This is a genomic window from Microbacterium sp. Kw_RZR3, assembly GCF_029222405.1.
In the GTDB taxonomy this organism is placed as follows: Bacteria; Actinomycetota; Actinomycetes; order Actinomycetales; family Microbacteriaceae; genus Microbacterium.
The window spans coordinates 40,482-63,901 of record NZ_JARHXC010000200.1 but is presented as its reverse complement, the minus strand read 5'-3'; the positions used below and the strand labels follow the sequence as shown (position 1 = coordinate 63,901).

At 70.4% G+C, this 23,420-nt stretch carries 17 protein-coding genes; 4 read left to right on the top strand and 13 right to left on the bottom strand.

Translation table 11 applies throughout. The features are described 5' to 3' along the window. Window positions 1–161: 161 nt before the first annotated feature. A complete protein-coding gene (gene hrpA, locus P2P98_RS11055) occupies window positions 162–4,331 on the top strand; it encodes an ATP-dependent RNA helicase HrpA (protein ID WP_275799770.1) in 4,170 nt (1,389 codons plus the stop codon). A 429-nt stretch (window positions 4,332–4,760) separates the two neighbouring features. On the opposite strand, the gene P2P98_RS11050 is transcribed toward hrpA, so the two are convergent. Further along, window positions 4,761–5,249, bottom strand: a complete 489-nt coding sequence (locus P2P98_RS11050; RefSeq protein WP_275799769.1) for a MarR family transcriptional regulator — start codon at window positions 5,247–5,249, stop codon at window positions 4,761–4,763. Between the two features lie 40 nt (window positions 5,250–5,289). Between P2P98_RS11050 and P2P98_RS11045 the strand changes: the two genes are divergently transcribed. Next, window positions 5,290–6,183, top strand: coding sequence for an EamA family transporter (locus P2P98_RS11045; protein ID WP_275799768.1), 894 nt, complete (start codon window positions 5,290–5,292; stop codon window positions 6,181–6,183). Between the two features lie 11 nt (window positions 6,184–6,194). Here the strand turns inward: P2P98_RS11045 and P2P98_RS11040 are convergent, their stop codons facing one another. The 10 genes from P2P98_RS11040 to P2P98_RS10995 all read right to left on the bottom strand — a co-directional run bounded on the left by P2P98_RS11040 (window position 6,195) and on the right by P2P98_RS10995 (window position 18,476). After that, a complete protein-coding gene (locus P2P98_RS11040; RefSeq protein ID WP_275799766.1) occupies window positions 6,195–7,043 on the bottom strand; it encodes a hypothetical protein in 849 nt (282 codons plus the stop codon). Then, complete coding sequence (locus tag P2P98_RS11035) at window positions 7,040–7,705, bottom strand: response regulator transcription factor (RefSeq protein ID WP_275799765.1); 666 nt, start codon at window positions 7,703–7,705, stop codon at window positions 7,040–7,042. The genes P2P98_RS11040 and P2P98_RS11035 overlap by 4 nt, the downstream gene beginning before the upstream one ends. Further along, on the bottom strand, window positions 7,693–9,051 hold the full coding sequence (locus P2P98_RS11030) for a sensor histidine kinase (RefSeq protein WP_275799763.1): 1,359 nt from the start codon (window positions 9,049–9,051) through the stop codon (window positions 7,693–7,695). The genes P2P98_RS11035 and P2P98_RS11030 overlap by 13 nt, the downstream gene beginning before the upstream one ends. 64 nt (window positions 9,052–9,115) lie before the next feature. Continuing rightward, window positions 9,116–10,372 carry a substrate-binding domain-containing protein gene (locus P2P98_RS11025; RefSeq protein ID WP_275799762.1) on the bottom strand — a complete coding sequence of 419 codons (1,257 nt, stop codon included), beginning with the start codon at window positions 10,370–10,372 and terminating at the stop codon, window positions 9,116–9,118. A gap of 45 nt (window positions 10,373–10,417) precedes the next feature. Beyond that, window positions 10,418–11,605, bottom strand: coding sequence for a Fic family protein (locus tag P2P98_RS11020; RefSeq protein WP_275799761.1), 1,188 nt, complete (start codon window positions 11,603–11,605; stop codon window positions 10,418–10,420). Between the two features lie 112 nt (window positions 11,606–11,717). Further along, complete coding sequence (gene mmsB, locus P2P98_RS11015; protein WP_013585998.1) at window positions 11,718–12,983, bottom strand: multiple monosaccharide ABC transporter permease; 1,266 nt, start codon at window positions 12,981–12,983, stop codon at window positions 11,718–11,720. Further along, entirely contained in the window at window positions 12,970–14,496 is a 1,527-nt protein-coding gene (gene mmsA, locus P2P98_RS11010) for a multiple monosaccharide ABC transporter ATP-binding protein (protein WP_275799787.1), read from the bottom strand. Before mmsA ends, mmsB begins: the two co-directional genes overlap by 14 nt. Before the next feature lie 143 nt (window positions 14,497–14,639). Next, window positions 14,640–15,743: a multiple monosaccharide ABC transporter substrate-binding protein gene (gene chvE / locus P2P98_RS11005; RefSeq protein ID WP_275799786.1), complete on the bottom strand. Its 1,104-nt coding sequence runs from the start codon at window positions 15,741–15,743 to the stop codon at window positions 14,640–14,642. 291 nt (window positions 15,744–16,034) lie between these two features. After that, window positions 16,035–17,060, bottom strand: a complete 1,026-nt coding sequence (locus tag P2P98_RS11000) for a LacI family DNA-binding transcriptional regulator (RefSeq protein ID WP_275799760.1) — start codon at window positions 17,058–17,060, stop codon at window positions 16,035–16,037. A 93-nt stretch (window positions 17,061–17,153) separates the two neighbouring features. Continuing rightward, on the bottom strand, window positions 17,154–18,476 hold the full coding sequence (locus P2P98_RS10995) for a M20/M25/M40 family metallo-hydrolase (protein ID WP_275799759.1): 1,323 nt from the start codon (window positions 18,474–18,476) through the stop codon (window positions 17,154–17,156). A gap of 83 nt (window positions 18,477–18,559) precedes the next feature. Between P2P98_RS10995 and P2P98_RS10990 the strand changes: the two genes are divergently transcribed. Together P2P98_RS10990 and P2P98_RS10985 are read left to right on the top strand one after the other, a co-directional pair. Continuing rightward, complete coding sequence (locus P2P98_RS10990; protein ID WP_275799758.1) at window positions 18,560–19,543, top strand: Gfo/Idh/MocA family oxidoreductase; 984 nt, start codon at window positions 18,560–18,562, stop codon at window positions 19,541–19,543. Window positions 19,544–20,050: 507 nt separating this feature from the next. Continuing rightward, window positions 20,051–20,911: an NYN domain-containing protein gene (locus P2P98_RS10985; protein WP_058596910.1), complete on the top strand. Its 861-nt coding sequence runs from the start codon at window positions 20,051–20,053 to the stop codon at window positions 20,909–20,911. Between the two features lie 95 nt (window positions 20,912–21,006). Here the strand turns inward: P2P98_RS10985 and P2P98_RS10980 are convergent, their stop codons facing one another. Continuing rightward, window positions 21,007–21,633 (bottom strand): hypothetical protein, encoded by a 627-nt coding sequence (locus P2P98_RS10980; protein WP_275799757.1) that lies wholly within the window; start codon window positions 21,631–21,633, stop codon window positions 21,007–21,009. Beyond that, the gene (locus P2P98_RS10975) at window positions 21,630–23,234 is read right to left on the bottom strand and encodes an ATP-dependent DNA ligase (RefSeq protein WP_275799756.1); all 1,605 of its coding nucleotides are present in this window, start codon (window positions 23,232–23,234) and stop codon (window positions 21,630–21,632) included. The genes P2P98_RS10980 and P2P98_RS10975 overlap by 4 nt, the downstream gene beginning before the upstream one ends. Window positions 23,235–23,420: the final 186 nt, after the last annotated feature.

The following is a 23,420-nucleotide window of genomic DNA, read 5'->3' as shown; positions in this document are numbered from 1 at the left end:
TCGCGGCAAATGAACGCTCCGCGGGCACTCGAACGTCACACTGACTTGCCGCACATGCACGCCACACCCCGCCCGACGCGACCAATCGCGACAACTCACGCGCTGACGCGAACAGTCGAAGCCGGACGCGGAGGCGCCACCCCGCGATAGGCTGGAAGGCTGTGTCTGTCGAACCCGTGATCGTCTACCCGCCCGAGCTGCCCGTCAGCGCCGCGCGGGACGAGATCGCGCGCGCCATCCGCGACCACCAGGTCGTGATCGTCGCCGGCGCGACCGGGTCGGGCAAGACCACGCAGCTGCCGAAGATCTGCCTCGAGCTCGGCCGCACCTCGATCGCGCACACGCAACCCCGCCGCATCGCCGCGCGCACGATCGCCGAGCGCATCGCCGAAGAGATGCAGGTACCCCTCGGCTCCACCGTCGGCTATAAGGTGCGCTTCACCGACAAGGTGTCGGCCGACACCCGCGTAGCGCTCGTGACCGACGGCATCCTGCTCAACGAGATCCACCGCGACCGGCTCTTGCGCCGCTACGACACGATCATCGTCGACGAGGCGCACGAGCGTTCGCTCAACATCGACTTCCTGCTCGGATACCTCCGGCGCATCCTGCCGAAGCGCCCCGACCTCAAGGTCATCGTCACCTCGGCGACGATCGACCCCGAGAGCTTCGCGCGGCACTTCTCCGCCGCGCCCGCCGAGCCGGGCGGCGAGCCGGTGCCGGCGCCCGTGATCGAGGTGTCGGGGCGGACCTATCCGGTCGAGATCCGGTACCGGCCGCTGGATGGCGCCGACGGTGCGGGCGAAACTCCTGAGGATCCGGATGCCGACGGCTCCGACGCCGCGACATCCCGTGGCCGCGGGGTCGCAGCGCCGCAGAAAGTCAGGAGTTCGGCCCGCGCGACGCGCGACGGCGACGACGCCGACGAGGTCGGGGCCGTCGTGGCGGCGCTCCGCGAGCTCGACCGCGAGCCCGCGGGCGACGTGCTCGTGTTCTTCCCGGGCGAGGCGGAGATCCGGGATGCGGCGGATGCCATCCGCGGGGCGTATCAGAAGGACGCCGCGCCGACCGAGGTGCTGCCCCTCTACGGGCGTCTGTCCGCCGCCGAGCAGCACCGGGTGTTCGAGCGCTCCACCGTCGCGGGCGTTCGCCGCCGTGTCATCCTCGCCACCAACGTCGCCGAGACGAGTCTCACCGTCCCCGGCATTCGGTATGTCGTCGACACCGGCACAGCCCGCATCTCGCGGTACAGCAACAGGTCGAAGATCCAGCGACTGCCGATCGAGGCCGTGTCCCAGGCCTCGGCGCAGCAGCGATCCGGTCGCGCGGGGCGCACGTCGCCCGGTGTCGCGATCCGCCTCTACTCCGAGGACGATTTCACGCGTCGGCCGGAGTACACCGAACCCGAGATCCTGCGCACGTCGCTGGCATCCGTGATCCTGCAGATGCTCTCGCTCGGGTTCGGCGACATCCAGGCGTTCCCGTTCCTGACCCCGCCCGACTCGCGCGGTGTGAAGGCGGCGTTCGACCTGCTCGTCGAGCTCGGTGCCGTGAAGGTGCCGGCGCCGGGGGCGCGCTCGCGCGACGACCGACCCGATCGCGACCCGTCGCGCGGTGGCGGGCGCGAAGACGGTCCCCGCCTCACCGAGATCGGCCGCGAGATCGCGCGGCTGCCGATCGACCCGCGCTTCGCGCGAATGCTCATCGAGGCGCGCCGGAACGACGTCTCGGCCGAGGTCCTCGCGATCGTCTCCGGCATGTCCATCCAGGACGTGCGCGAGCGCCCCGAGGACCGCCGCGAGGAGGCCGACCGGTTCCACGCCCGGTTCACCGATCCGACCAGTGACTTCCTCTCGCTGCTGAACCTGTGGGAGTACCTGCAGGAGAAGCAGGCGGAGCTCGGTTCGAGCGCGTTCCGGCGCCTCTGCCGGAGCGAGCACCTCAACTACGTGCGCGTGCGCGAGTGGGTCGACGTGCACCGGCAGCTGCGGTCGCTCGGCGGCGAGCGGGGGTCCGGAGACCGCGACAGCGCCGGGCGTGACAGCACCGGCCGGCGGGACCGGACCCGGGCCCTCCCGCCCACGTCGGACCCGTCCCGGTCCGCGAGCCGTCGCGACGAGCGCCACGACACAGCCGCCCCCGAGGGCCACGCCGCCGGCGACGCCATCCACCGCGCGATCCTCTCCGGACTGCTGTCGCACATCGGCATCCTGGATCCGCGCACGATGGCGCAGGCCAAGGACCGCAAGACCCCGGGCGACGCACGCCCCGTCAAGGGCGAGTACATCGGCGCCCGCGGCGCGCGGTTCACGATCTTCCCCGGCTCGGGGCTGAAGAAGAAGCGTCCTTCGGCTGTGATGGCCGCCGAGCTCGTCGAGACCTCGCGCCTGTTCGCGCGGACGGTCGCCGCCGTCGACCCCGCGTGGGCGGAGGAACTCGCCCCCGACCTGGTGAAGCGCTCGCTGAGCGAGCCGCACTGGTCGAAGGATGCCGGCTTCGCCGCCGCCTACGAGACGGTCACGCTCTTCGGGGTCGAGCTCGTCGGCCGTCGTCGTGTGCAGCTCGCGCGCTTCGATCGTCCGCTCGCGCGCGAGATGTTCGTCCGCCACGCACTCGTCGAGGGCGAGTGGGACCCCTCGGTCCTCGACAAGCGCCTCACGGCGTTCCTCCGCCGCAACGTCGAGCAGCGCCGCCTGCTCGAGAAGATCGAGGAGCGCGAGCGCCGCCGTGACATCCTCATCGGCGACGAGGCGGTGTTCGCGTTCTACAACGCGCGAATCCCCGCCGACGTCACCGACGTCCGCTCGTTCGAGACCTGGTGGAAGGATGCCTCGAACCGCACACCGCACCTGCTCGACCTGCGCGAGTCCGACCTCACCGGAGACCGGGCGCAGGGCGACGATCGGGCCTTCCCCGCGCGCTGGCGACAGGGCGACCAGACGCTGAACCTCGCGTATCGCTTCGAGCCGGGCGCCCCCGACGACGGCGTCACGGTCGTCGTTCCGCTGCCCCTGCTCGCGCAGCTGCGCCCCGACGGCTTCGACTGGCAGGTGCCCGGCATGCGCGACGAGCTCGTCACCGCGTTGCTTCGCGCCCTGCCGAAGACCATCCGCCGCAACGTGGTGCCGGCCGCCGACTGGGCGGAGAAGTTCTCGGCCGAACTCGCCGAGAAGGGCCCCGAGCACGCGAACGGCCTCCCGAAGACGACGCTCGTCGACGCCCTCGCCGCCCTGGTGCAGCGCGTCGCGAACCAGCGGGTGAGCGCGGCTGACTTCGAGCTCGAGCGCGTTCCCGCGCACCTCCTCCCCTCGTTCCGAGCGGTCGATGCCCGGGGCCGGGCGGTCGGCAGCGACCGCGACCTCGGTGCGCTGCAGCGACGACTGGCCGACCGGGCGCGCTCCAGCGTCGAGTCGACGATCTCTCGGCCCCCGCAGAGGGCCGCGAAGGTCGCCCAGGCCTCCCCCGCGTTCGCTTCGCGCACGAAGCTCACCACCTGGGACCTCGACGAGCTCACCGAGGTCGTCGACACCCCCGTCGCCGGCGGCGTCGTACGCGGCTACCCGGCGCTCGTCGACGAGGGCGACAGCGTCGCTCTGCGCGTCGAGGCGACGCCCGACGACGCCGCGCGGCTCACGCGGGCCGGCATCCGTCGCCTGATGCTGCTGGCCGTCCCCTCCCCCGCCACCTACGTTCTCGACCACCTCACCGCGAACGAGAAGCTCGCGCTCGCGGCATCCCCGTACCAGAACGCCAAGGCGCTGATCGAGGATGCGCGCGTGGCCCTGGCCGACGACATCCTCGGGAGCGACGGCGCCGTGCGCACACGAGGGGACTTCGAGCGGGTGCGCGACGCGTTCTCTTCCGTTTCGGTGGAGCGGACGTTCCAGACGGTGTCGCTCGCCGCGAAGATCCTGCTCGCGCAGCGCGAGGTCGAGAGGGCGATGAAGGATGCCGCATCGATGACGCTCCTCGGAGCGCTCAACGACGTGCGCGGCCAGGTGAAGGGGCTGCTGTTTCCCGGCTTCCTCTCGCGCACCGGCATCCCGCGCCTACAGCACTACCCCCGCTACCTCGCCGGTGCACTCGAGCGGGTGAAGACGCTCTCGGACAATCCGGGCCGCGACCGCCAGCGGCAGACTGAGTACGAGCGCTCCGCGACCGCGTTCACCGAGGCGGGTGGCGTCATCCCCCTGCCCGCCGACGCTCCCGCGAACCTCGTGCAGACGCGGTGGCTACTGGAGGAGCTGCGAGTGAGCCTCTTCGCCCAGCGCCTCGGTACGGCGGAACCCGTGTCGATCCAGCGCATCGCGAAGGCGCTGAAGGGCGCGTGAGTCGCGCGCGGGATGCGCCATGCGAGGCGATCGCCCGTACGGGCGGCTTGTCGTAGCGGAAGCCACGTGCGTGAGTTGCCGCAATTCGTCGCCTGAGCACGCGCCACGCGACAAACATGGGCAACTGAGGCGCCGGGGGCGCCGGCGTCGGGAAGCCTCACTTGCCGCACTTCGTCGCCCGAGCACGCGCCGCACGACAAGTAGGGGCAAACCAGGTACCGGCGCGACGGCGTCGGGGGCGTCACTTGCCGCACTTCGTCGCCCAAGCACGCGCCGCACGACAAGTAGGGGCAAACCAGGCACGGGCGCGACGGCGTCGGGGCGTCACTTGCCGCACGTGGTCGCCGCAGCATGCGCCGCACGACGAACGGGGGCAAACAAGGCACGGGCACGGCGGCGGCACCGGAAGCGTCAGCGCAGCCTCAGCGCTTACACGCCGAGGGCAGACCCCCAGTTGCGCAGCAGCGCCTCCAGCACACGACGGTCGGCCGGACGGAGCGCCGACAGCAGGCGCTCCTCGTTCTCGACGTGGGCGACCAGCGCCTCGTCGATGACCCGCCGACCCGCCGGAGTGAGCGACACCACCCGACCGCGGCCGTCGTCGTCGCTCGCGCTCCTCGACACGAGCCCGGATGCCACGAGCCGGTCGACACGCTTGGTCACCGCGCCGGTGGTCACCATCGTGTGCCGCGCAAGCTCGCCGGGGGCGCACGCGAAGGGCTCACCGCTTCGACGGAGCGCGGCGAGGATGTCGAACTCCCCCTCGCCCAGGCCGTAGCGCCGGAACACGACGAGCAGCTCGGCCTCGAGGCGGTCGACGAGCCGGCTCATGCGCCCGATGATCTGCATCGGCGAGGCGTCGACGTCGGGGCGCTCAGCGGCCCACTGCGCGACGAGTTCATCGACGTGGTCGGTCATGGCATCCATGATACCTTCCGCGGAAACTATACTGTCTTCCATGGAAGGTAAATGGCGCCTCGTCGCGATCACCGCGGTTGCCCCGATCGCGTGGGGTGCCACCTACGTGGTCACGCGGCACCTGCTCCCACCCGACGCACCGCTCTGGGGCGCGGCGCTGCGCGCCCTGCCCGCCGGACTCCTGCTGTGGGCGATCGCCCGACGCCGGCCGCGCGGCTCATGGTGGTGGCGGGCCCCCGTCCTGGGACTGCTGAACTTCGGCGCCTTCTTCGTGCTTGTCTACCTCGCGGCGCAACTGCTCCCATCGTCCATCGCGGCGTCGATCATGGCGCTGGCCCCGCTCGCCCTGGCCGGCATCGCCTGGCCTCTCCTGTCCCAGCGCCCGACTGCGCGGTGGGCGGCCGGGGCCGTGCTCGGCATCGCGGGGGTGCTGCTGGTCGTCGGGCTCGGGGCCGGCGCCGTGTCGCCCGCCGGGGTCGCGGCATCCGTCATCGCTCTGCTCGCGTCGTCGCTCGGGGCGATCCTCACCACCCGGTGGCGCGACGACACCCCGCTGCTCGCGACGACGTCATGGCAGCTCATCGCCGGAGGGATCGCGCTCGTGGTCGCCGCGGCGATCGTCGAGGGGCCGCCCCCGCGCGTGGATGCGATCGGCGGCGCGGCCTACGCGGGGATCGCCGTCGTCGCCACCGCGCTGGCGTTCGTGTGCTGGTTCACCGGGCTTCGCCACCTGCCGGCGGGCACCGTCGGGATCATCGGGCTGCTCAACCCGGTGACCGGGGTCGTGCTCGGGGTGCTCGTCGGCGGAGAGTCCCTCGCCCCGCTTCAGGCTCTCGGCATCGCACTCGTCCTGCTGTCGCTGGTCGTCGCGCGTCCCCGTCCCGCGCGAGAAGGGCCCCTCCCCGTCGCTCGGCGACGAGAAGAGGCCCTCTGAGAGCGCAGCGCTCAGGACGACAGCGACACCTGGCCCAGGGCCGCCTCGACGTCGACGACGGCCTTCGCCGACGACGAGGTGCGCAGGCTGTTGTCGACCGAGCCGATACCGTCCTGGTTCACGACCCGGTACTCGTCGTCGGGCAGCGTGATGTCGGCGGATCCCGCCGTGACCGTGACCGTCGTGCGGCTGGGGGTCGCACCGCTCAACCCCGCCGTCAGCTCACCGCCGGCGACCTCGAAGGTCGCCGTGTCGACATCCTCGACGTCGGCCGTGGCGGCGCCGCCGGCGACCGTGACCGCGAGGGTCTCGGCGCTCCCGGACAGGTCGACCGCACCGCCGGCCAGGTTCACCGTCAGCGCGCGCATCTCGGCATCGAGGTCGAGCGTCCCACCCGTGACGTCGATACGCCCGTCGAGCGGCGCGCCCTTCAGACTGCGCGGGAGGGTCAGCGTCGCCCCGGGGCTGCGGTCCCAGTCGACGAATGCGCCACGCGGCGACGACACGCGCAGGGTGTCGCCCGTGCGTTCGAACGTCCAACCGCCGCGGCGGGCGTCCCCGGCCTCGAGCGTCGCGTCCGCGCCGTCGCCGTACTCGATGGTGAGCGAGCCTCCGGCGACGTCGACCGAGAGATCGGTGAGGCCGCGCGCCGACACCGAGCCCGCCTGCACGCCGGATCGTGTGTCGGAGAGCGTGGCCGCCGCGGTGATCGCGGTGCCGCCCACCGTGCCGACGAGGGCGATCGCTCCGACGACGATCGTGACGATCGACACTGCCAGGACGGTTCCCCGGCGCGAGGTGGGAGCCGGCGGAGGGGTCGGCTCGAGAGGAGCCTGGTCGACGGGGGTCTGCGTGGTCATGACGTTGCTCCGGTGTGGTCGTGGCCCAGGTGCACGAGGGCGGCGATGACGCGGCGGTTGCCGGTCTCGTCCTGCTCCAGGCCGAGCTTGGTGAAGATGGCGGTGATGTACTTCTCGACGCTGGCCTCGCTCACGAAGAGCGCCGCGGCGATGGCCTGGTTCGACCGGCCTTCCGCGATGAGCGCGAGCACGCTGCGTTCCCGCTCCGTCAGGCTCTGCAGCCGCTCATCACGACGGCGACGGGCGAGGAGCTGCCCGACGACCTCGGGGTCGAGGACGGTCGCTCCCCCGCTGATGCGGGCGACCGCGTCGAGGAAGTCGCGGACGTCGGCGACCCGGTCCTTGAGCAGGTAGCCGAGCGAGCCCTGCCCGTCGGCGATCAAGTCGCTGGCATACTGCTCCTCGACGTACTGCGAGAGGACGAGGACCGCGAGTCCCGGATGCCGGGACCTCAGCGCGATCGCCGCGCGGATGCCCTCGTCGGTCCAGGTCGGCGGAAGCCGCACGTCGAGGACGCAGAGGTCGGGTGCGTGCTCGTCGACCGCGGCCTGGAGCCCGTCGGCGTCGGGCAGGGCGACGACGACCTCGTGACCGTCGTCGGCGAGAAGGCGGACGAGCCCCTCGCGCAGCAGGACGGAGTCTTCGCAGATCAGGATGCGCACGGGACGCTCACCTCCACGGTCGTGGGTCCGCCCTGCGGGCTGTCGATGCGCGCCGTGCCGCCGGCGGCGGTGACGCGGTTGACGATGCCGTCGAGGCCACCGCCCGGGACGACGCGCGCCCCGCCCAGCCCGTCGTCCTCGACCCGGGCCCAGAGGGTCCCGTCCTCGCGGAGGCGGACGTGTACGCGGCACCCGGTCGCCCGGGAGTGCTTCGCCGCATTCGTCAGGGCCTCGGCGATCGCGAAGTACACGGCGGCCTCCGCCGGACGACTGCACCGACGCGGCAGACGCACGTCGAGGGTCACGGGGATGTGCGAACGCGACGCGAGCGCCGAGAGCGCGGCATCCAGTCCCCGGTCATCGAGCACCGAGGCATGGATGCCACGGGCCAGCTGCCGGAGTTCGGTGATCGCCGACTTGGTCGAGGCGTGCGCCTCGGCGACGAGCGCTTTCGCCGTCTCGGGGTCGTCGTCGATCTTGGTCTGGGCGAGCCCCAGGGTCATGCCGATCGACACGAGTCGCGGCTGGACGCCGTCGTGGAGGTCGCGCTCGATGCGCGTGCGCTCGACCTCGGCGGCGCGGACCGCTCCGGCGCGGCGGGTGTCGGAGGTGCGTGCGCGCTCCTCGAGCTCCGCCTCCCGCGAGGGGACGAAGATCGCGCGGACGATCACGCCGTGCAGCACGGCGAGTCCGACGATGGCGGCGAGCGATGCGACGAGCGCGATGACACCGACGAGGGGCGCAGCGAACCCCTCGAGCGGGAAGATGCCGAGGAAACGCGTATCCGGCCACCCGACGATCGGGGCGATGGTCAGGGCGAAGCCCCACGCGGCGAGACCTGCGGCGGTCAGGGTCACCAGGCCCAGGATCGTGCCGATGGTGAACGAGGCCACCGCGCGCCACTGGCCGGGGTCGATCGCCTGCAGCCAGACCGTGTGCAGGAAGCCGACGAATCCGGGACGCGGGCTCCGGCGTGGGCTGAGCGCCGGGAGGCCGAAGCCGTAGAGGCCGTCGACACGGGCCCGTTCGAACCAGGCCACCGCGAAGAGGGCGTAGACGAGGGCGACGAGAACGACGACGCCGATCAGGAGGGCGAAGAGCAGTCCGATACCGCCGCCCAGCATGCCGAAGAGCGCGCCGAAGACGGTCGGGCCGATCAGGCCGAGCGCGGCCATCTGGGCCGCGGCCCCGGCGATGCGCCCGGGGGTGGCGATGCGCACGCGTGACGAGGGGGTGACGACCGGCTGGGCGGGCGGCAGCGGGATGGTCTCGGCGGTGGCGGTGGCGGAGTCGTCGCGGTCGCGCGGGTTCGGCGGAGGAGGCGGAAGAACGGATGCCGTGGTCATGTGTTCCACGGTAGGGGTGGGCCCCGCGTCCGCGCCGCCCGGGCAGCCCCCGCCCTCGTTCGGGTTATCCCGAAAGCTCTTCGGGGGTCAGCCAGCCGGTGTCGAGCAGGACACGCGTGATGTCGTCGGCACGAACGGTCTGCGGGCCGACCGCGACAGCCGGGGCGTCCGTCAGTCCGGGGATCTCGGTGCCGTCCGACACCGGTTCGCGCTCGTCGAGCAGCGCCTCGATCGCATCGGCGATCGGCGCGGCCAGATCGCGCGTGTCGACGAACACGGTCGCGGCGACGACGCCCGCGTCGAGGGCACGCGCGGTGGCGAGGTCGGCCCCCGAACCGACGACGATCGGGTCCGGACGCTCGGCCGCGCGCGACGGCGAAGGCGTGGGTGAAGGGGTCTCGCCCGCGGGCGGGTCGGTGGTGAGCGCGGTCACCATGCCGCGGGTGACGTCGTCACCGAGCGCGAGGAACGCGGTGCGGCCGGGCGTCTCGCCCTCCGCATCCGTGTCCGCGACGACCACTCGGGCGCGCTTCTCCGCCGCGTCCGACACGTCGAGCGGATCGTCGGCGACAGCGGCGTCGTCCCACGCGGCGCCCGACGTGATCACGACGCGCCCCTCGTCGACCGCGGAGGCCAGGGCCTCGCGCGCGGCGGCGAAGCGTCGCTGCTCCCAGGCGTCGTCCGCGGCACCGGCGAGCACGGTGAGCTCGACGGGTCCGGCCGGGGAGGCCGGTGCGGGGTCCTCGGATGCGTTCGTCTCCGATGCGTCGGAGTCGGGGGCGTCGGAGTCGGGGGCGTCGGAGTCGGGTGTGGGCGTCGGGTTCGTGGCATCCGCCCCCTGCCCGGCGTCGAGCGCGTCGAGCAGAGCCTGGGCCTGGGCGCGGCCGAGCTCTTCCGGCTCGACCACCGCGGCGAACCCCGCTCCGGAAACGGCGAGACCGCGACCGAGGAGGGCGATCGGAACGCCGTCTTCGTCGGCGAGTTCGGCGGGCGCCGCGAGCTCCTCGGCGGACAGGGGCGCGACGATCACGGCATCCATCCCCTTGGTCAGCATGTTCTGCACCTGCGAGGCCTGCGTTCGCGCGTCGTCGGCGGCGTACTCCAGATCGACGCGGTAGCCACGATCGCGGAGTTCGGATGCCACGACCTCCCCCGCGTGCTCCCATCCGGCGTCGGCGGTCGAGGGCAGCGCGACGCCGATCACCCCGGCCCCGTCGCTCGAGCCGGCCTCACGCGGCGGCGTCGCCGTGCAGCCGGTGAGGCCCAGCGCGAGCACGGCGAGCACCGCGGCGGCGCGGCGGAGGGACGTGCGGGGGGTCACCGTTCCATCCTGCCGCAGGAACGAAACGGGGGCGGGGGGCGTGGACTACGCCTCCCTGCGGAGAGTCAGGGGTAAGAAGGCGTCCACAACCGCCCGGTTCGCCATAAATCCGTTGCCGGTTCGCACAAGAAGCTTCCTACTCAGAAGCTCATTAATGTCGCGGGTAACCGTCTTGGAACCGGACCCGGCGTACTCCCCCGCGACGCGGGTGCTGACTTCCCGCAACTTGGCCCGGGTTACGACCGCTCCGGGAGGCATGTCGAGAACTAAGTGACGCTGACGGCGTTTCGCAGGAGTGTCCTCATCGCGATAGCTGTCATGAACGATCTTCTGCCACATAACGTCCTTTTGATGCGCCCGCACAACTCCGATCTGTTCACGCAATTCATCAACGAAACCCTGGAGCGCATACTGAATGAACCCTTCGACAGGAAATCCCGCCACGCGACTCGTGCGGTCAAGCTCCACGAGGTAGGCCTCGCGCGTCCGGTTGTAGTGATTCGAAAGAAGATGAGCGGCGGGCGTTGGAGACCCTGCTTCGATCATGAGTTGGAACTCGATCAGTCGCGCGGTCCTGCCGTTGCCATCCCCGAACGGGTGGATCCAAGCGATGTAGAGGTGCGCCATGACCGCTTTGAGTACGGCGAGTGGGAATCGAAGCTCCGGCTGGTCGACCGGAGCTTGCATGCCGTTCAACCAGTCGACCATCTTCACCAGCAAGAAGTCGCAATCCTCGGCAGGAGCCCCCCTATACGAACTGATGCCAACCGTGACGCTGTGCGTTCGAGTCTGCCCGGGCACGACATCTGGCTTCTCCGGCTGCCCCTCCAGAAGCCGACGATTGAACTCCTTGATCCGATCTACACTCAGGCCGGGCGTCCGACCGTCCTCCACATCCTTGGCGAGCTCATTACAGAGCGCCAGCACAGCGTCGATCTCGGACCCAAGGTATTCGCGGGACCGTGGCAGCGGCAGGGCACCGTCGATTCGCTGACGGACCTCACTTTCGGAGAGAGTGTTGCCTTCGATGCTCGTCGTCCCATGAATGCCTTTACTGAGGTACACCGCGTGCATCTCGGCGGCGACATCGGGCGTGAGCGGGGCGCCCGCGAGGTGCTGGCACTTGGAGTCCGCTTCGCCCAAGAGAAGCCAAGTCCGGTGGCCCAGCCGACCAAGGTCGAGGACGAAGTTTAGCCAGGGGTGAGTCTCTTGATACCTTCGCTGTTCGGGCATGCCCTAATTATAGGCACGGTTTTTGTCCACATGACTGTCCCTTAGATTGTCCGCAGGAACGGCGAGACGCCCCGGCGCACGGGGCGTCGGGGCGTCTCGGGAGAGGCGCGGATCAACCGCGCGTGCGGTTCTTGTTCCACACGTCGAAGGCTACGGCCAGGAGGAGCACGAGACCCTTGATGAACTGCTGCACGTCGGTCGAGATACCCATGAGCGACATGCCGTTGTTGAGCACACCCATGACCAGACCACCGGCGATCGCGCCGACCACGCGGCCGACACCACCCTGCACCGCGGCGCCGCCGATGAACGATGCGGCGATGGCATCCAGCTCGAAGAGGTTTCCGGCACCGGGGCCGGCGGAGTTCAGGCGACCCGTGAACACGATGCCCGCGAGGGCCGCGAGCACGCCCATGTTCACGAACAGCAGGAAGTCGACGCGGCGCGTGTTGATGCCCGACAGCTTCGCGGCGGTGCGGTTGCCGCCGATCGCGTAGATGTGGCGGCCGAAGACGCTCCGGCTCATGACGGTCGAGTACCCGATGATCAGCACGCCGAGCACGACCAGCACGATGGGCGTGCCGCGCGACCCCGGTGCCACACCGAGCAGGTAGGTGAGGTACGCGATCAGCGCGCCGCCGCCGATGAGCTTGACGAGGAAGGCGACCTGCGGCTCGTTCTGCAGTTCGAGCGCGGCGCGCTTGGCGCGCTGACGCACCTGCGACACGACGAACAGCACAAGGGTCAGCACACCGAGCCCGACGGTGATCCATTCGGCGGGCGAGCTCGCAGCCGGGAACAGGTCGGGGAACAGGTAGCCGCCGCCGAGTGCACGGTACTCGGTGGGGAACGGGGTGATCTGGGTGTTGCCGAGGGTCATCTGCGTGAGACCGCGGAACAGCAGCATGCCGGCCAAGGTCACGATGAACGCGGGGATGCCGATGTACGCCACCCAGAAGCCCTGCCACATGCCGACCACGGCACCGAGGAGGAGCGAGAGCAGGATGCCGAGCCACCAGGGCAGGCCCCACTGCACGATCAGCACACCCGAGACCGCACCGACGAAGGCGGCGACCGAACCGACCGAGAGGTCGATGTGGCCGGCGATGATGATCATCACCATGCCGATCGCGAGGATCAGGATGTAGCTGTTCTGGACGATGATGTTCGACACGTTGCCCGCGGTGAGCAGGCGCCCGCCGGTCAGCGCCTGGAAGAGCAGGACGATGACGATCAGGGCGATGAAGATGCCGATCTCACGCAGTCGCGACGTGAAGAACTGCAGAATGCTGCCGGCACCGCCGCCGGCTCCGCCGCCGACGGGACCCTTCGGCGTCGCGGGACCCTGCGGGGTCACGGTGTTGTCAAGCGCTGACATGGTCGGCTTCCTTTTCCTTCGTCATGAGCACCATGAGTGCCTCGGGAGTGGCCTCTTCGATGGGCAGCTGGCCGGTGATGTGGCCTTCGCTGAGGGTGTAGATGCGGTCGCAGATGCCGAGCAGCTCGGGGAGCTCCGAAGAGATCACCAGCACGCCCTTCCCCTGCGCCGCGAGGGAGTTGATGATCGTGTAGATCTCGTACTTCGCGCCGACGTCGATGCCGCGCGTGGGCTCGTCGAGGATGAGCACCTCGGGGTCGGAGAAGAGCCACTGCGACAGCACGACCTTCTGCTGGTTGCCGCCGGAGAGCTTCCCGACGACCACGTCGACGCTCGGCGCCTTGATGTTCATCGACTTGCGGTAGCGGTTCGCGACGAGGTACTCCTCGTCGCCGTCGACGAACCCGCCCTTGACGAGCTTTCGCATGCCGGCGATCGAGATGTTCCGCTTGATCGTGTCGATCAGGTTGAGTCCGGCGCCCTTGCGGTCTTCGGTGACGTACGCGAGTCCGCTGCGGATCGCCGCGGGGACCGTCGAAGTGTCGACCTTCTGACCGCGCACGTAGACGTTCCCCGAGATGCGCGAGCCGAAGCTCTTGCCGAAGACGCTCATCGCGAGCTCGGTGCGACCGGCACCCATCAGGCCGGCGATCCCGACGACCTCGCCGGCGCGAACGGTGAGGTTCGCGTTGTGGATGACCGTGCGAGTGGCATCCGTGGGGTGACTGACGTTCCAGTCCTCGATGCGCAGGACCTCATCGCCGATCTCGACGTCGCGGTCGGGGTAGCGGTTCTCGAGCTCGCGTCCGACCATCCCGCGGATGATGCGGTCTTCGCTCGTGCCCCCGGTGGCGACATCGAGGGTCTCGATCGTGCGACCGTCGCGGATGATCGTGACCTCGTCGGCGATCGCGCGGATCTCGTTGAGCTTGTGGCTGATGATGATGCAGGTGATGCCCTGGCCCTTGAGGTGACGGATCAGGTCCAGCAGGTGCTCGGAGTCGTCGTCGTTCAGGGCCGCGGTGGGCTCGTCGAGGATGAGGAGCTTGACGTCTTTCGAGAGCGCCTTCGCGATCTCGACGAGCTGCTGCTTGCCGACGCCGATCTCATTGACGGGCACGTCGGGGCTGTCGCCGAGCCCGACGCGGGCGAGGAGCTTGGATGCCTCGCGGTTGGTCGCGTCCCAGTCGATGAGACCGCGGTGAGTGATCTCGTTGCCGAGGAAGATGTTCTCGGCGATCGAGAGGTAGGGGCTCAGCGCGAGCTCCTGGTGGATGATGACGATGCCGGCGGATTCGCTGTCGCGGATGTCTTTGAACTCGACGGTCTTGCCGTCGAAGACGATCTCGCCGCGGTAGTCGCCCGCGGGATACACACCGCTGAGCACCTTCATGAGAGTGGACTTGCCGGCGCCGTTCTCGCCACAGATGGCGTGGACCGTTCCGCGCTCGACGGTCAACGACACGTCGGCGAGCGCGATGACGCCGGGGAACTCCTTGGTGATCGAGCGCATCTCGAGGATGGTGCTCACGAGGTCCTCCTTGCAGGGCCGGCCGGAGCCGGTGGGGGTGAGAGACGTGGGGGCGCCTCCGCCGCGACCGAACGGATCGATCGCGGCGGAGGCGGTGCGGGCGGCTCAGGGCACGCCCGCGGGGATTACTTGAGGTCGGCCTCGGTGTAGTAACCGCTGTCGATCAGGACTTCCTTGTAGTTGTCCTTGGTGACGATCGTCGACTGGAGGAGGTACGAGGGGACGACCTTCTTGCCGTTGTCGTAGGTCTTCTCGTCGTTGACCTCGGGGGTCTCACCCTTGCGGATGTCGTCGACCATGGTCACGGCCTGCTTGGCGAGCTCGCGCGTGTCCTTGAAGATCGTCGAGTACTGCTCGCCGGCGATGATCGACTTGATCGAGCCGGCCTCGGCGTCCTGACCCGTGATGACGGGGAGGTCGGTGGCCGAGTAGCCGCCCGAGGTGAGTGCCGAGATGATGCCGATCGACAGACCGTCGTAGGGCGAGAGCACACCGTTGAGCTTGGTGCCGCCGATGACGGTGAGGATGTTCTCCATGCGCTTCTGCGCCGTCTCGGGCAGCCAGCGGAGGATCGCCGCCTGGCCGAACTCGGTCTGACCCGAGGGGACCACGAGCACGCCCTTGTCCATGTAGGGCTTCAGGGTGTCCATCGCGCCGTTCCAGAAGAACGTGGCGTTGTTGTCGTCGGGGCTTCCGGCGAACAGCTCGATGTTGAACGGACCGGTGGCGCCGGTCTCCTTGCCCGAGGCGTCGAGGACACCGAGGCCCGTGAGGAGCGAGGTGGCCTGCTGGACGCCGACCTTGTAGTTGTCGAATGTCGTGTAGTAGTCGACGTTCTCGGTGCCGTTGATGAGGCGGTCGTACGCGATGACGGGGATGTTCGCGTCCTTGGCCTGCTGCAGCACGTCGGTGAGCGTGGTGCCGTCGATCGAGGCGATGATCAGGGCCTTGGCGCCCGTGGTGATCATGTTCTCGATCTGCGAGACCTGGGTGGGGATGTCGTCGTTGGCGTACTGCAGGTCGACCTGGTAGCCGAGCTCCTCGAGCTGCGACTTGACGTTGTTGCCGTCGGCGATCCACCGCTCCGACTGCTGGGTCGGCATCGCGACGCCGATGGTGCCGCCCGCCTCCTGGTCGCCGCCGGCGCTGTTGCCCGTGCGGTCGCCGGCGCAACCGGCCAGGCCGATGCCGAGCGCGAGAACGCCCACTCCGGCGATCGTCTTGAGCATGCTGTGCTTGTTCACTCTGGTTCCCTCCATTGGGTTTGTGTCGCGGTCTCTCCACGCGGAGCCCACCGCGGTCTCTGCGGACGAGGTCACACCGGGCGCACGAGTCGACAGGGCGAAACGAAAGACGGTCGAAACATCTTCGTCTCGACGGATCCGCTCCGCAGCGAGTCCCGTCGGCCGTGTGACCGGTCATGTGACCGTTCACATTGTGTGTGTGATGCTACCCCCGTGCGGGACCGACGTGTCAAGTCCCCGTGCGCACGCCGTCCAGCCGTTGCCGAAATGTGACGATCAGCGACTGGGCGGAGCGGTCGACGACCGCACGATCAGGCGCAGGTGGTCGGGCTCGACCGAGGCGCCCGCGTCGGCGGGTTCACCCAACGCGGCGAGGACCTCGCGCACCGCGCGCGCGCCGATGCCCGCGAAGTCCTGCCGCACCGTCGTCAGCGGTGGCCACAGGTGCGCCGACTCCGGCACGTCGTCGAAGCCGACCACCGAGATGTCCTCGGGCACCAAGCGTCCTATGGCCCGGACGGCATGCATGAACCCGAGCGCCATATGGTCATTGCCCGCGAACACCGCGGTCGCATCCTCGGTGCGCAGCAGTTCGAGGCCCGCTTCGAAACCGAACTGCGCCGTCCAGTCGCCGAGGACGGGGGGACGCGGTGCGAGGTCGTTGGCATCCATCTCCGCCAGGTACCCCCGCATGCGGTGGTCGGCCTCGACCCAGTCGCGGGGACCGGCGATGTGCAGGATGCGCGTATGCCCGATCTCGATGAGGTGGCGCACCGCGGCACGCGCACCGGCCGCCTGGTCGTTGTGCGAGGTCGAGGTGCCCGTCGAGGCGACGATCTGCACCGGCACGGGGAGCCGCAGCTCGTCGAGGATCGGAACGACGCGCGTCTGCGGCGCCACCGCGATCAGCCCCTCGACCGACTGCTGCATGAGGTGGTCGATCGAGGCGCGCACGTCCTCGGGGGCGCTCGTGGCCAGGTTCGTCAGGGTCAGCCGGTATCCCGCGGCGCGGGCTGCGGACTCGATGGCCTGGACCATCGTCGCCGTGCCGTGCGTCGTCGTCCTCGGCCCGAGGACGCCGATGAGACGCGAACGACTCGTCGCGAGGGCGCGAGCCGCCTGGTTCGGGACGAACTTCAGCTCGGCGATCGCCGAGCGGACCCGCGCCGCCGTCTCGGGGCGCAGCTGGGGGCTGTTGTTGATGACCCGGGAGACCGTCTGATACGACACCCCCGCGAGACGCGCCACGTCGCGGATGCTGGGGGCCCGGCCCGTGGCATCCGGAATGTCGGTCTCGCTCATGGTTCGCCTCTTTGCGTCAACGGTCCTCGCGTGACCGGTCACACGAGGATAACCCGGCGCTTCGCCCGTTGCGTGTCGCGCGCGATCGCACGGTCAGGATTCGAGCAGAGCCCGGTAGAAGCGGATGCCGCGGAGCCAGGAACCCACGCGGATGCGCTCGTCCGGCGCATGCAGAGCGTCACGCTCGGAGCGGGTGAGGTGGAAGGGCGCGAAGCGGTACACGTTCGCGGTGAGGCCGGTGTAGAAGCGGCTGTCGCTCGCCCCGAGCTGCAGGTACGGAAGGGGCACCACGTCGTCCCCGAGTGTCGCGACGACCGCGCTCGCCACGCGACGCCACTCCTCGCCCTGCCACGGCGACACCGGAGAGGCCTCGCCGCCCTGGCGGAGCTCGATGTCGACGAACGGATCCGCGACGACGCGGCGGAGATGGATCGCCACATCCGAGAGCGTGTCACCGGGGAGGAGGCGGACGTTCACGCTCGCGCGCGCCGTCGTGGCCAGGACGTTCTCGCCGGCCGCACCCTCGAGGCGGGTGACGACCGCGGTCGTGCGGACGAGCGCATTCGTCTCGGGGCCGAGCAGGGAGAACGCGGCGGTGACGAGCGGCGCCGACATCGTCGTCCGCCGGAAGAGCGTGCGCAGGGGTTCGGTCGCGTGGGCGGCGGCGGTGCCGAGCATCGCGCGCACGGGATCCGCGAGGCGGAGCGGGAACGGACGTCGACGCAAGCGGTCGATCGCTCGGGCGAGCCGCGCGGTGGCGGGCAGGCGCGGCGGGGTCGAGGCGTGTCCGCCGGCCTCGCGCGTGACCAGGTCGAACGTCGCCACACCGCGCTCGGCGACGCCGATCATCGCGGTGGGCGCCGCAACGCCCGGCAGCGCACCCTCCACCGCGGCCCCACCCTCGTCGAGCACGAGGGCCGGACGGATGCCACGCTCCGCGAGGAGCGCCGCGATCGCGCGAGCTCCCGAGCCGTGCGTCTCTTCGTCGTGGCCGAAGGCGAGCCACACGTCGGTTCGCGGCGTGACCCCCTCCGACAGCGCTTCTTCGACCGCCTCGAGGATCGCGACCAGAGCGCCCTTGTCGTCTATGGCTCCGCGGGCATATATAGCCCGCTCAGCCCCGTCGCCATCGATCACGGCGTCGAAGGGCGGATGCCGCCACTCCTGCCCGTCCACCGGCACGACGTCCTGGTGCGCGAGGAGCACCAGGGGCGCATCGGCCGTCTCCCCCGCCCACCGGTACAGCAGGGAGTGACCGGCGACGACCTCGCGCTCCAGCCGGGCGTGGGTCAGCGGGTAGAGCCGCTCGAGCGCCGCATGGAACTCGTCGAACCGGGCTGTATCGACCTCGGCGGGGTCCGCCCGCGAGACGGTGGGGATGCGCAGGAGCTCGCGGAATCGCTCGACGGGCGTCATGCAGCGAGCCTATGCCCGCGGCATCCGGGACTTCTCGCGCAGACGGGACGGTCGGTGTCGGACGCCGCCGATACGGTGGGAGCATGACCGGACTGCACTGGGGCATCCTCGCGACAGGTGGCATCGCCCACGCCTTCACCTCCGACCTCCGCACGGCGGGTCTCGACGTCGCCGCCGTCGGCTCGCGCCGCATCGAGAGCGCGCGCGAGTTCGCCGCGACGTACGACATCCCGCACGCGCACGGGTCCTACGAAGAGCTGGTGAGCGACCCGACGGTCGACATCGTCTACATCGCCACGCCGCACCCGGGTCACGTCGACAACGCGCTGCTCGCCCTCGACCACGGCAAGCACGTCCTGGTCGAGAAGCCCTTCACGCTCAACGAGACCGAAGCCGCGATCATCCGCGACCGCGCCGCCGAGAAGGGCCTCCTCGCCATGGAGGCGATGTGGACCCGGTATCTCCCGCACATGGTGCGCATCCGCGAGATCATCGCCGAGGGGACCCTCGGTGAGATCCGTGTGGTCTCAGCCGATCACACGCAGAAGATCTCGACCGACCCCGCTCACCGCCTCAACGCCCTCGAGCTCGGGGGCGGTGCCCTGCTCGACCTCGGCATCTATCCGATCTCGTTCGCCGTCGACGTGCTCGGCCTGCCGGAGAGCGTCTCGGCTGTCGCCCGGCTGTCGGATACCGGCAGCGACGCCGACGTCGCCACGCTCTTCGTGCACCCCGGCGGCGCCCTCTCGACCACCGTGTCCTCCTCGCGCGGCGCGGGAGCGAACACAGCGCAGATCGTCGGCACCGAGGCCCGGATCGAGATCGACCGGGTCTGGTACACCCCGACCTCGTTCCGCGTGGTCTCACCCGCGGGCGACCTGCTCGAGGAGTTCACGACCTCGATCGAGGGTCGCGGCATGCAGTTCCAGGCCGAGGCCGCCGAGCGCTTCGTCGCGGCCGGCGTGACCTCGAGCGACGTGCTGCCCATCGACGAGACCGTCGCGATCATGGGCGTTCTCGACGAGGTGCGCCGCCAGATCGGCGTGGTCTACCCCGGGGAGCGCTGAGTCCGGGTCGGTTCTCGGGGGCGGCGCCGGGGCAGCGGCATCCACTCCCGGGCGGCGGGCCGCCGGGGGCGTGCCGTCCCGCGGAGTCCGTGGCCGACACGCCGCCACGAGACGGGCTGAACCGGCGCGCCGCGGCCGAACTCCGCACGACGGCACCACCCCACCCCGGTCGCAGCACCGGCCCACGGCATCCATTCGCCGGCGGCGGACCGCCGGGGCGTACCGTCCGGCGGAGGTCGTGGCCGACGCGCGGCGGGCACTCGGGGCGTGCCGTCCCGCGGAGTTCGTGCGCGGTTCGCACGAGCGGCAGGCACTCGGGGCGTACCGTCGCGCGGAGTCCGTGCACGACACGCCGCCACGCGGCGGCCCGAACCGGCGCGCCGCGGCCGAACTCCGCACGACGGCACACACCCCACCCCGACCGCAGCACCGATCCACTGGCATCCATTCCCCCGGCGACCGACCGCGGACTGGCCCTGGCCGCTCCGACGGGTGAGACTGGATGCCATGCCCGAAACGCAGAGCGCCCGCGTCGCCGTCTATCTCGACTTCGACAACATCGTCATGTCCTGGTACGACCGGGTGCACGGCCGCAACGCCTACTCGCGCGATCGGCAGAAGATCGCCGAGAACCCGATGGACCCCGAGATCGCCGACCGGCTCACCAAGGCGACCATCGACGTCGGCGCCGTCATCGACTACGCGGCATCGTTCGGCACACTCGTGCTCACGCGCGCCTACGCCGACTGGTCGGCCCCCGTGAACGCCGAGTACCGGTCGCAGCTGGTGGCGCGCGCGGTCGACCTCGTTCAGCTCTTCCCGGCGGCCGCGTATGCGAAGAACGGCGCCGACATCCGCCTCGCGGTGGATGCCGTCGAAGACATGTTCCGCCTGCCCGACCTCACCCACGTCGTCATCGTCGCCGGCGACAGCGACTACGTTCCCCTGGCCCAGCGCTGCAAGCGACTCGGGCGCTACGTCGTGGGCGTCGGCGTGGCCGGTTCCACGGCCAAGTCGCTCGCCGCGGCGTGCGACCGGTTCGATTCGTACGATTCGCTTCCCGGCATCCCGAACCTGGCGGAGACGAAGAAGGATGCCGCGCCGTCGCGGCCGCGCGCCCGCAAGCGCTCGAAGGACCCGGCGGTCGACCTGCTCGACCGCGCGATGCAGCTCGAGGGCGAGCGCGCCGACGGCGAATGGCTGCACGCCTCCGCCGTGAAGGACCTCATGAAGCGCCTCGATCCCTCGTTCAGCGAGAAGGCGCTCGGGTTCCGGAGCTTCTCGGACTTCTTGAAGGCGCAGACGGACCACGTCGAGGTCGACGAGGAGTCGAACGTCGTGCAGGTCAAGGCGGTGTCGCGAGGCTGACCCGGCGCAATCCCGCCGTTGATCCGTCGGCGACTCGAGAGCGCGCGGTCCATCCCGCAACGCGTCGGCGGAGCTGAGCCGACATCAGCGGCGAATCATCGACGCGCGGCGCCCGGGGCGACATGGGCGAGAACGCGCTCCCAAACCGCCGTGAGGGTCACCTCGCCGTTGACCGAGCCGATCTCGTCGTCGGGCACGACATCCATCTCGGCCGCCCGCATGCGCCCGACGTACCACTCGGCGTCGGCGACCGCCGCGGGCCCCTCTCCCCCGACGATCACGAGCGCTTCCGCGTCGAGATGGTCGAGGAGAGGGGTCCGCAGGTCTCGGCTCAAGGGGTCGGACGGACTCGCCACGCCGACGATCGCGAGGCGGTCGACGACCGGCCCCATCGCCGCGGCGAGGTAGATCGCTATCGGTCCGGCCGCCCGCTCCCCCACGAGTCCCACAGTCGCGCCGGGAGCCTCACGCTCGAGGAGATCGCGCAGCGCTTCGACGGTCAGGCCCGCGGGCGTCTGTCCGCCGAACACCGGCGGATCCTCGAGTTCGGGGGCGTCGAGCCCCACCGCCACGACCCGCACGTCATACCCCGAGGTCACGCGCGCATCGGGATCCGTCGTCGAGACATCGCCCGTACGCAGGACGAAAACCGCCCGCGGGGCGCCCGGTGTACCGAAGCTGCGGTAGCCCAGTTCGCCGTCGAGCCAGGGAGCCAGACTCATCGTGTCGTCCTCTCGTCGGCGGAGGTCGCCGCTCCGCCTCGGTCGCCCGTCGGTTCTTCGGCATCCGCTCCGGCACCACCACCCGGAAGCATCGCCCGGAGGGTGCTGATCGTGTCGGCCTCGACCGCCGGTTTGTCGGGGCGGTAGGCCTTCACACGGGCGAAGCGCAGGGCGATCCCGCCGGGATACCGCACCGACCGCTGAACCCCGTCGATCGCGATCTCGACCACGGTATCCGGGACGACGCGGATGCCGCCGGGCACCTCACCGGTCGCGCGGTCGGCGAAGTGCGCGGTCTGCCACCGCAGGAGTTCGTCGGTCAGCCCTTTGAAGGTCTTGCCCACCATCACGAAGCCGCCGGGGTCGCCGAACGTACCCTCGGGGTCACGCGCCCCGAGATGCAGGTTGGACAGCCACTCCGCGCGGCGTCCGGACCCTCGCTCGACGCCGAGCACCACCAGGTCGAATGTGTGCACCGGTTTGACCTTGAGCCAGCTCTTCCCCCGCCTCCCGGCGGCGTACGGCGCGTCGAGACCTTTCACCATCACGCCCTCATGCCCCGCATCGAGCGCCGCCCGGGCGAAAGCGTCAGCGTCACCGGCGTCGTCCGTCAGAAGCGCCGGGATGCGGTACTCCCCCGCGACGCGTTGCAACTCGGCGAGGCGCGCCTCGAGCGGTTCGTCGATGAGGTCACGACCGTCGACGTGCAGGATGTCGAAGAACCACGGCCGCAGAGCGATCTCGCGGGCCGTTTCGGCGCCGAAGCGCGCCATCGTGTCTTGGAACGGGCGCGGGGCGCCGTCGCCGTCGAGGGAGAGCGTCTCTCCGTCCAGGATCACGTCGTCGACGGGGAGCGATCGCGCCACCTCGACGATCTCAGGCACGCGGTGCGTGACGTCGGCGAGCGTCCGGGTGAACACGCGCACCTCATCGCCGTGCCGGTGCACCTGGACCCGCGCACCGTCGAGCTTGTACTCCACCGACGCTCGGCCCGCGGCATCCAGAGCCTCCGCCACGGTCGCGGCGGTGGACGCCAGCATGGGCTGGACGCCGCGGCCGACCACGAGCCCGACGGCGGTGAGGTCATCGACCGAGCCGGTCAGGGCGATCACGGCGGTCTCACCCAGATCGCCCGACAGCATGGCGGCCCGCCGCACCGCGGCGCCGTCGCGTTCTGCGGCTCGCGCGATGGCATCCTGCAGGACGCCCTCGAGGGCGCCGGTCCGCAGCTCGCCCGTCATGATCCGGACCAGGAGCTGCCACTCGCTCGCGGTCGCGTGAGACGCGAGGTCGTCGAGGAGGACCGTGCGCGCGGCAGCGGATCCCGCTCCGCCGATCTCGACGAGACGCGAGAACGCCTCGTCGACCTCACCGATCGTGAGGGTCGAATCCGCCGCGTGCGACCCTCCCCGCGCGGACAGCGTTCGCCAGCCGACGCCGAGCCGGCCCTGCCGGGGCGACGCCGTGAGCAGACCCACCGCCGGAGCGATCTCGTCCGGCTCGAGGTCGCGGAGCAGGGCGGCCAGGGCGTCGACTTTGGCCAGGCGCGAGCGCGTGCTCGTCACTGCCGCGAGGGCCGTTTCGATGTCGCCGAAGAGCATGTCGGCATCCTGGCATCCCCCTCCGACATCGCCTCGACGCTTGCGCGACCGCGACCGCCATGGCACGTCGAGCCGGATGCCGGGACGGCGGGCCCTACAAGGCGGGTGACGGCCCGGTCTTCCATACGCGCCCCCTGCTCGCAACCCCCGAGGCGATGTCGGAGGTTCAGGGTGTGCTGGGTCTTC

Excerpts from the sequence above, each read along its gene's own strand:
- P2P98_RS11050 (WP_275799769.1), bottom strand. The coding sequence starts at position 5,249 with ATGACCGACCACGTCGATGAACTCGTCGCGCAGTGGGCCGCTGAGCGC.
- P2P98_RS11045 (WP_275799768.1), top strand. The coding sequence starts at position 5,290 with ATGGAAGGTAAATGGCGCCTCGTCGCGATCACCGCGGTTGCCCCGATC.
- P2P98_RS11040 (WP_275799766.1), bottom strand. The coding sequence starts at position 7,043 with ATGACCACGCAGACCCCCGTCGACCAGGCTCCTCTCGAGCCGACCCCT.
- P2P98_RS11030 (WP_275799763.1), bottom strand. The coding sequence starts at position 9,051 with ATGACCACGGCATCCGTTCTTCCGCCTCCTCCGCCGAACCCGCGCGAC.
- P2P98_RS11020 (WP_275799761.1), bottom strand. The coding sequence starts at position 11,605 with ATGCCCGAACAGCGAAGGTATCAAGAGACTCACCCCTGGCTAAACTTC.
- mmsB (WP_013585998.1), bottom strand. The coding sequence starts at position 12,983 with ATGTCAGCGCTTGACAACACCGTGACCCCGCAGGGTCCCGCGACGCCG.
- mmsA (WP_275799787.1), bottom strand. The coding sequence starts at position 14,496 with ATGCGCTCGATCACCAAGGAGTTCCCCGGCGTCATCGCGCTCGCCGAC.
- chvE (WP_275799786.1), bottom strand. The coding sequence starts at position 15,743 with ATGCTCAAGACGATCGCCGGAGTGGGCGTTCTCGCGCTCGGCATCGGC.
- P2P98_RS11000 (WP_275799760.1), bottom strand. The coding sequence starts at position 17,060 with ATGAGCGAGACCGACATTCCGGATGCCACGGGCCGGGCCCCCAGCATC.
- P2P98_RS10995 (WP_275799759.1), bottom strand. The coding sequence starts at position 18,476 with ATGACGCCCGTCGAGCGATTCCGCGAGCTCCTGCGCATCCCCACCGTC.
- P2P98_RS10990 (WP_275799758.1), top strand. The coding sequence starts at position 18,560 with ATGACCGGACTGCACTGGGGCATCCTCGCGACAGGTGGCATCGCCCAC.
- P2P98_RS10985 (WP_058596910.1), top strand. The coding sequence starts at position 20,051 with ATGCCCGAAACGCAGAGCGCCCGCGTCGCCGTCTATCTCGACTTCGAC.
- P2P98_RS10980 (WP_275799757.1), bottom strand. The coding sequence starts at position 21,633 with ATGAGTCTGGCTCCCTGGCTCGACGGCGAACTGGGCTACCGCAGCTTC.
- P2P98_RS10975 (WP_275799756.1), bottom strand. The coding sequence starts at position 23,234 with ATGCTCTTCGGCGACATCGAAACGGCCCTCGCGGCAGTGACGAGCACG.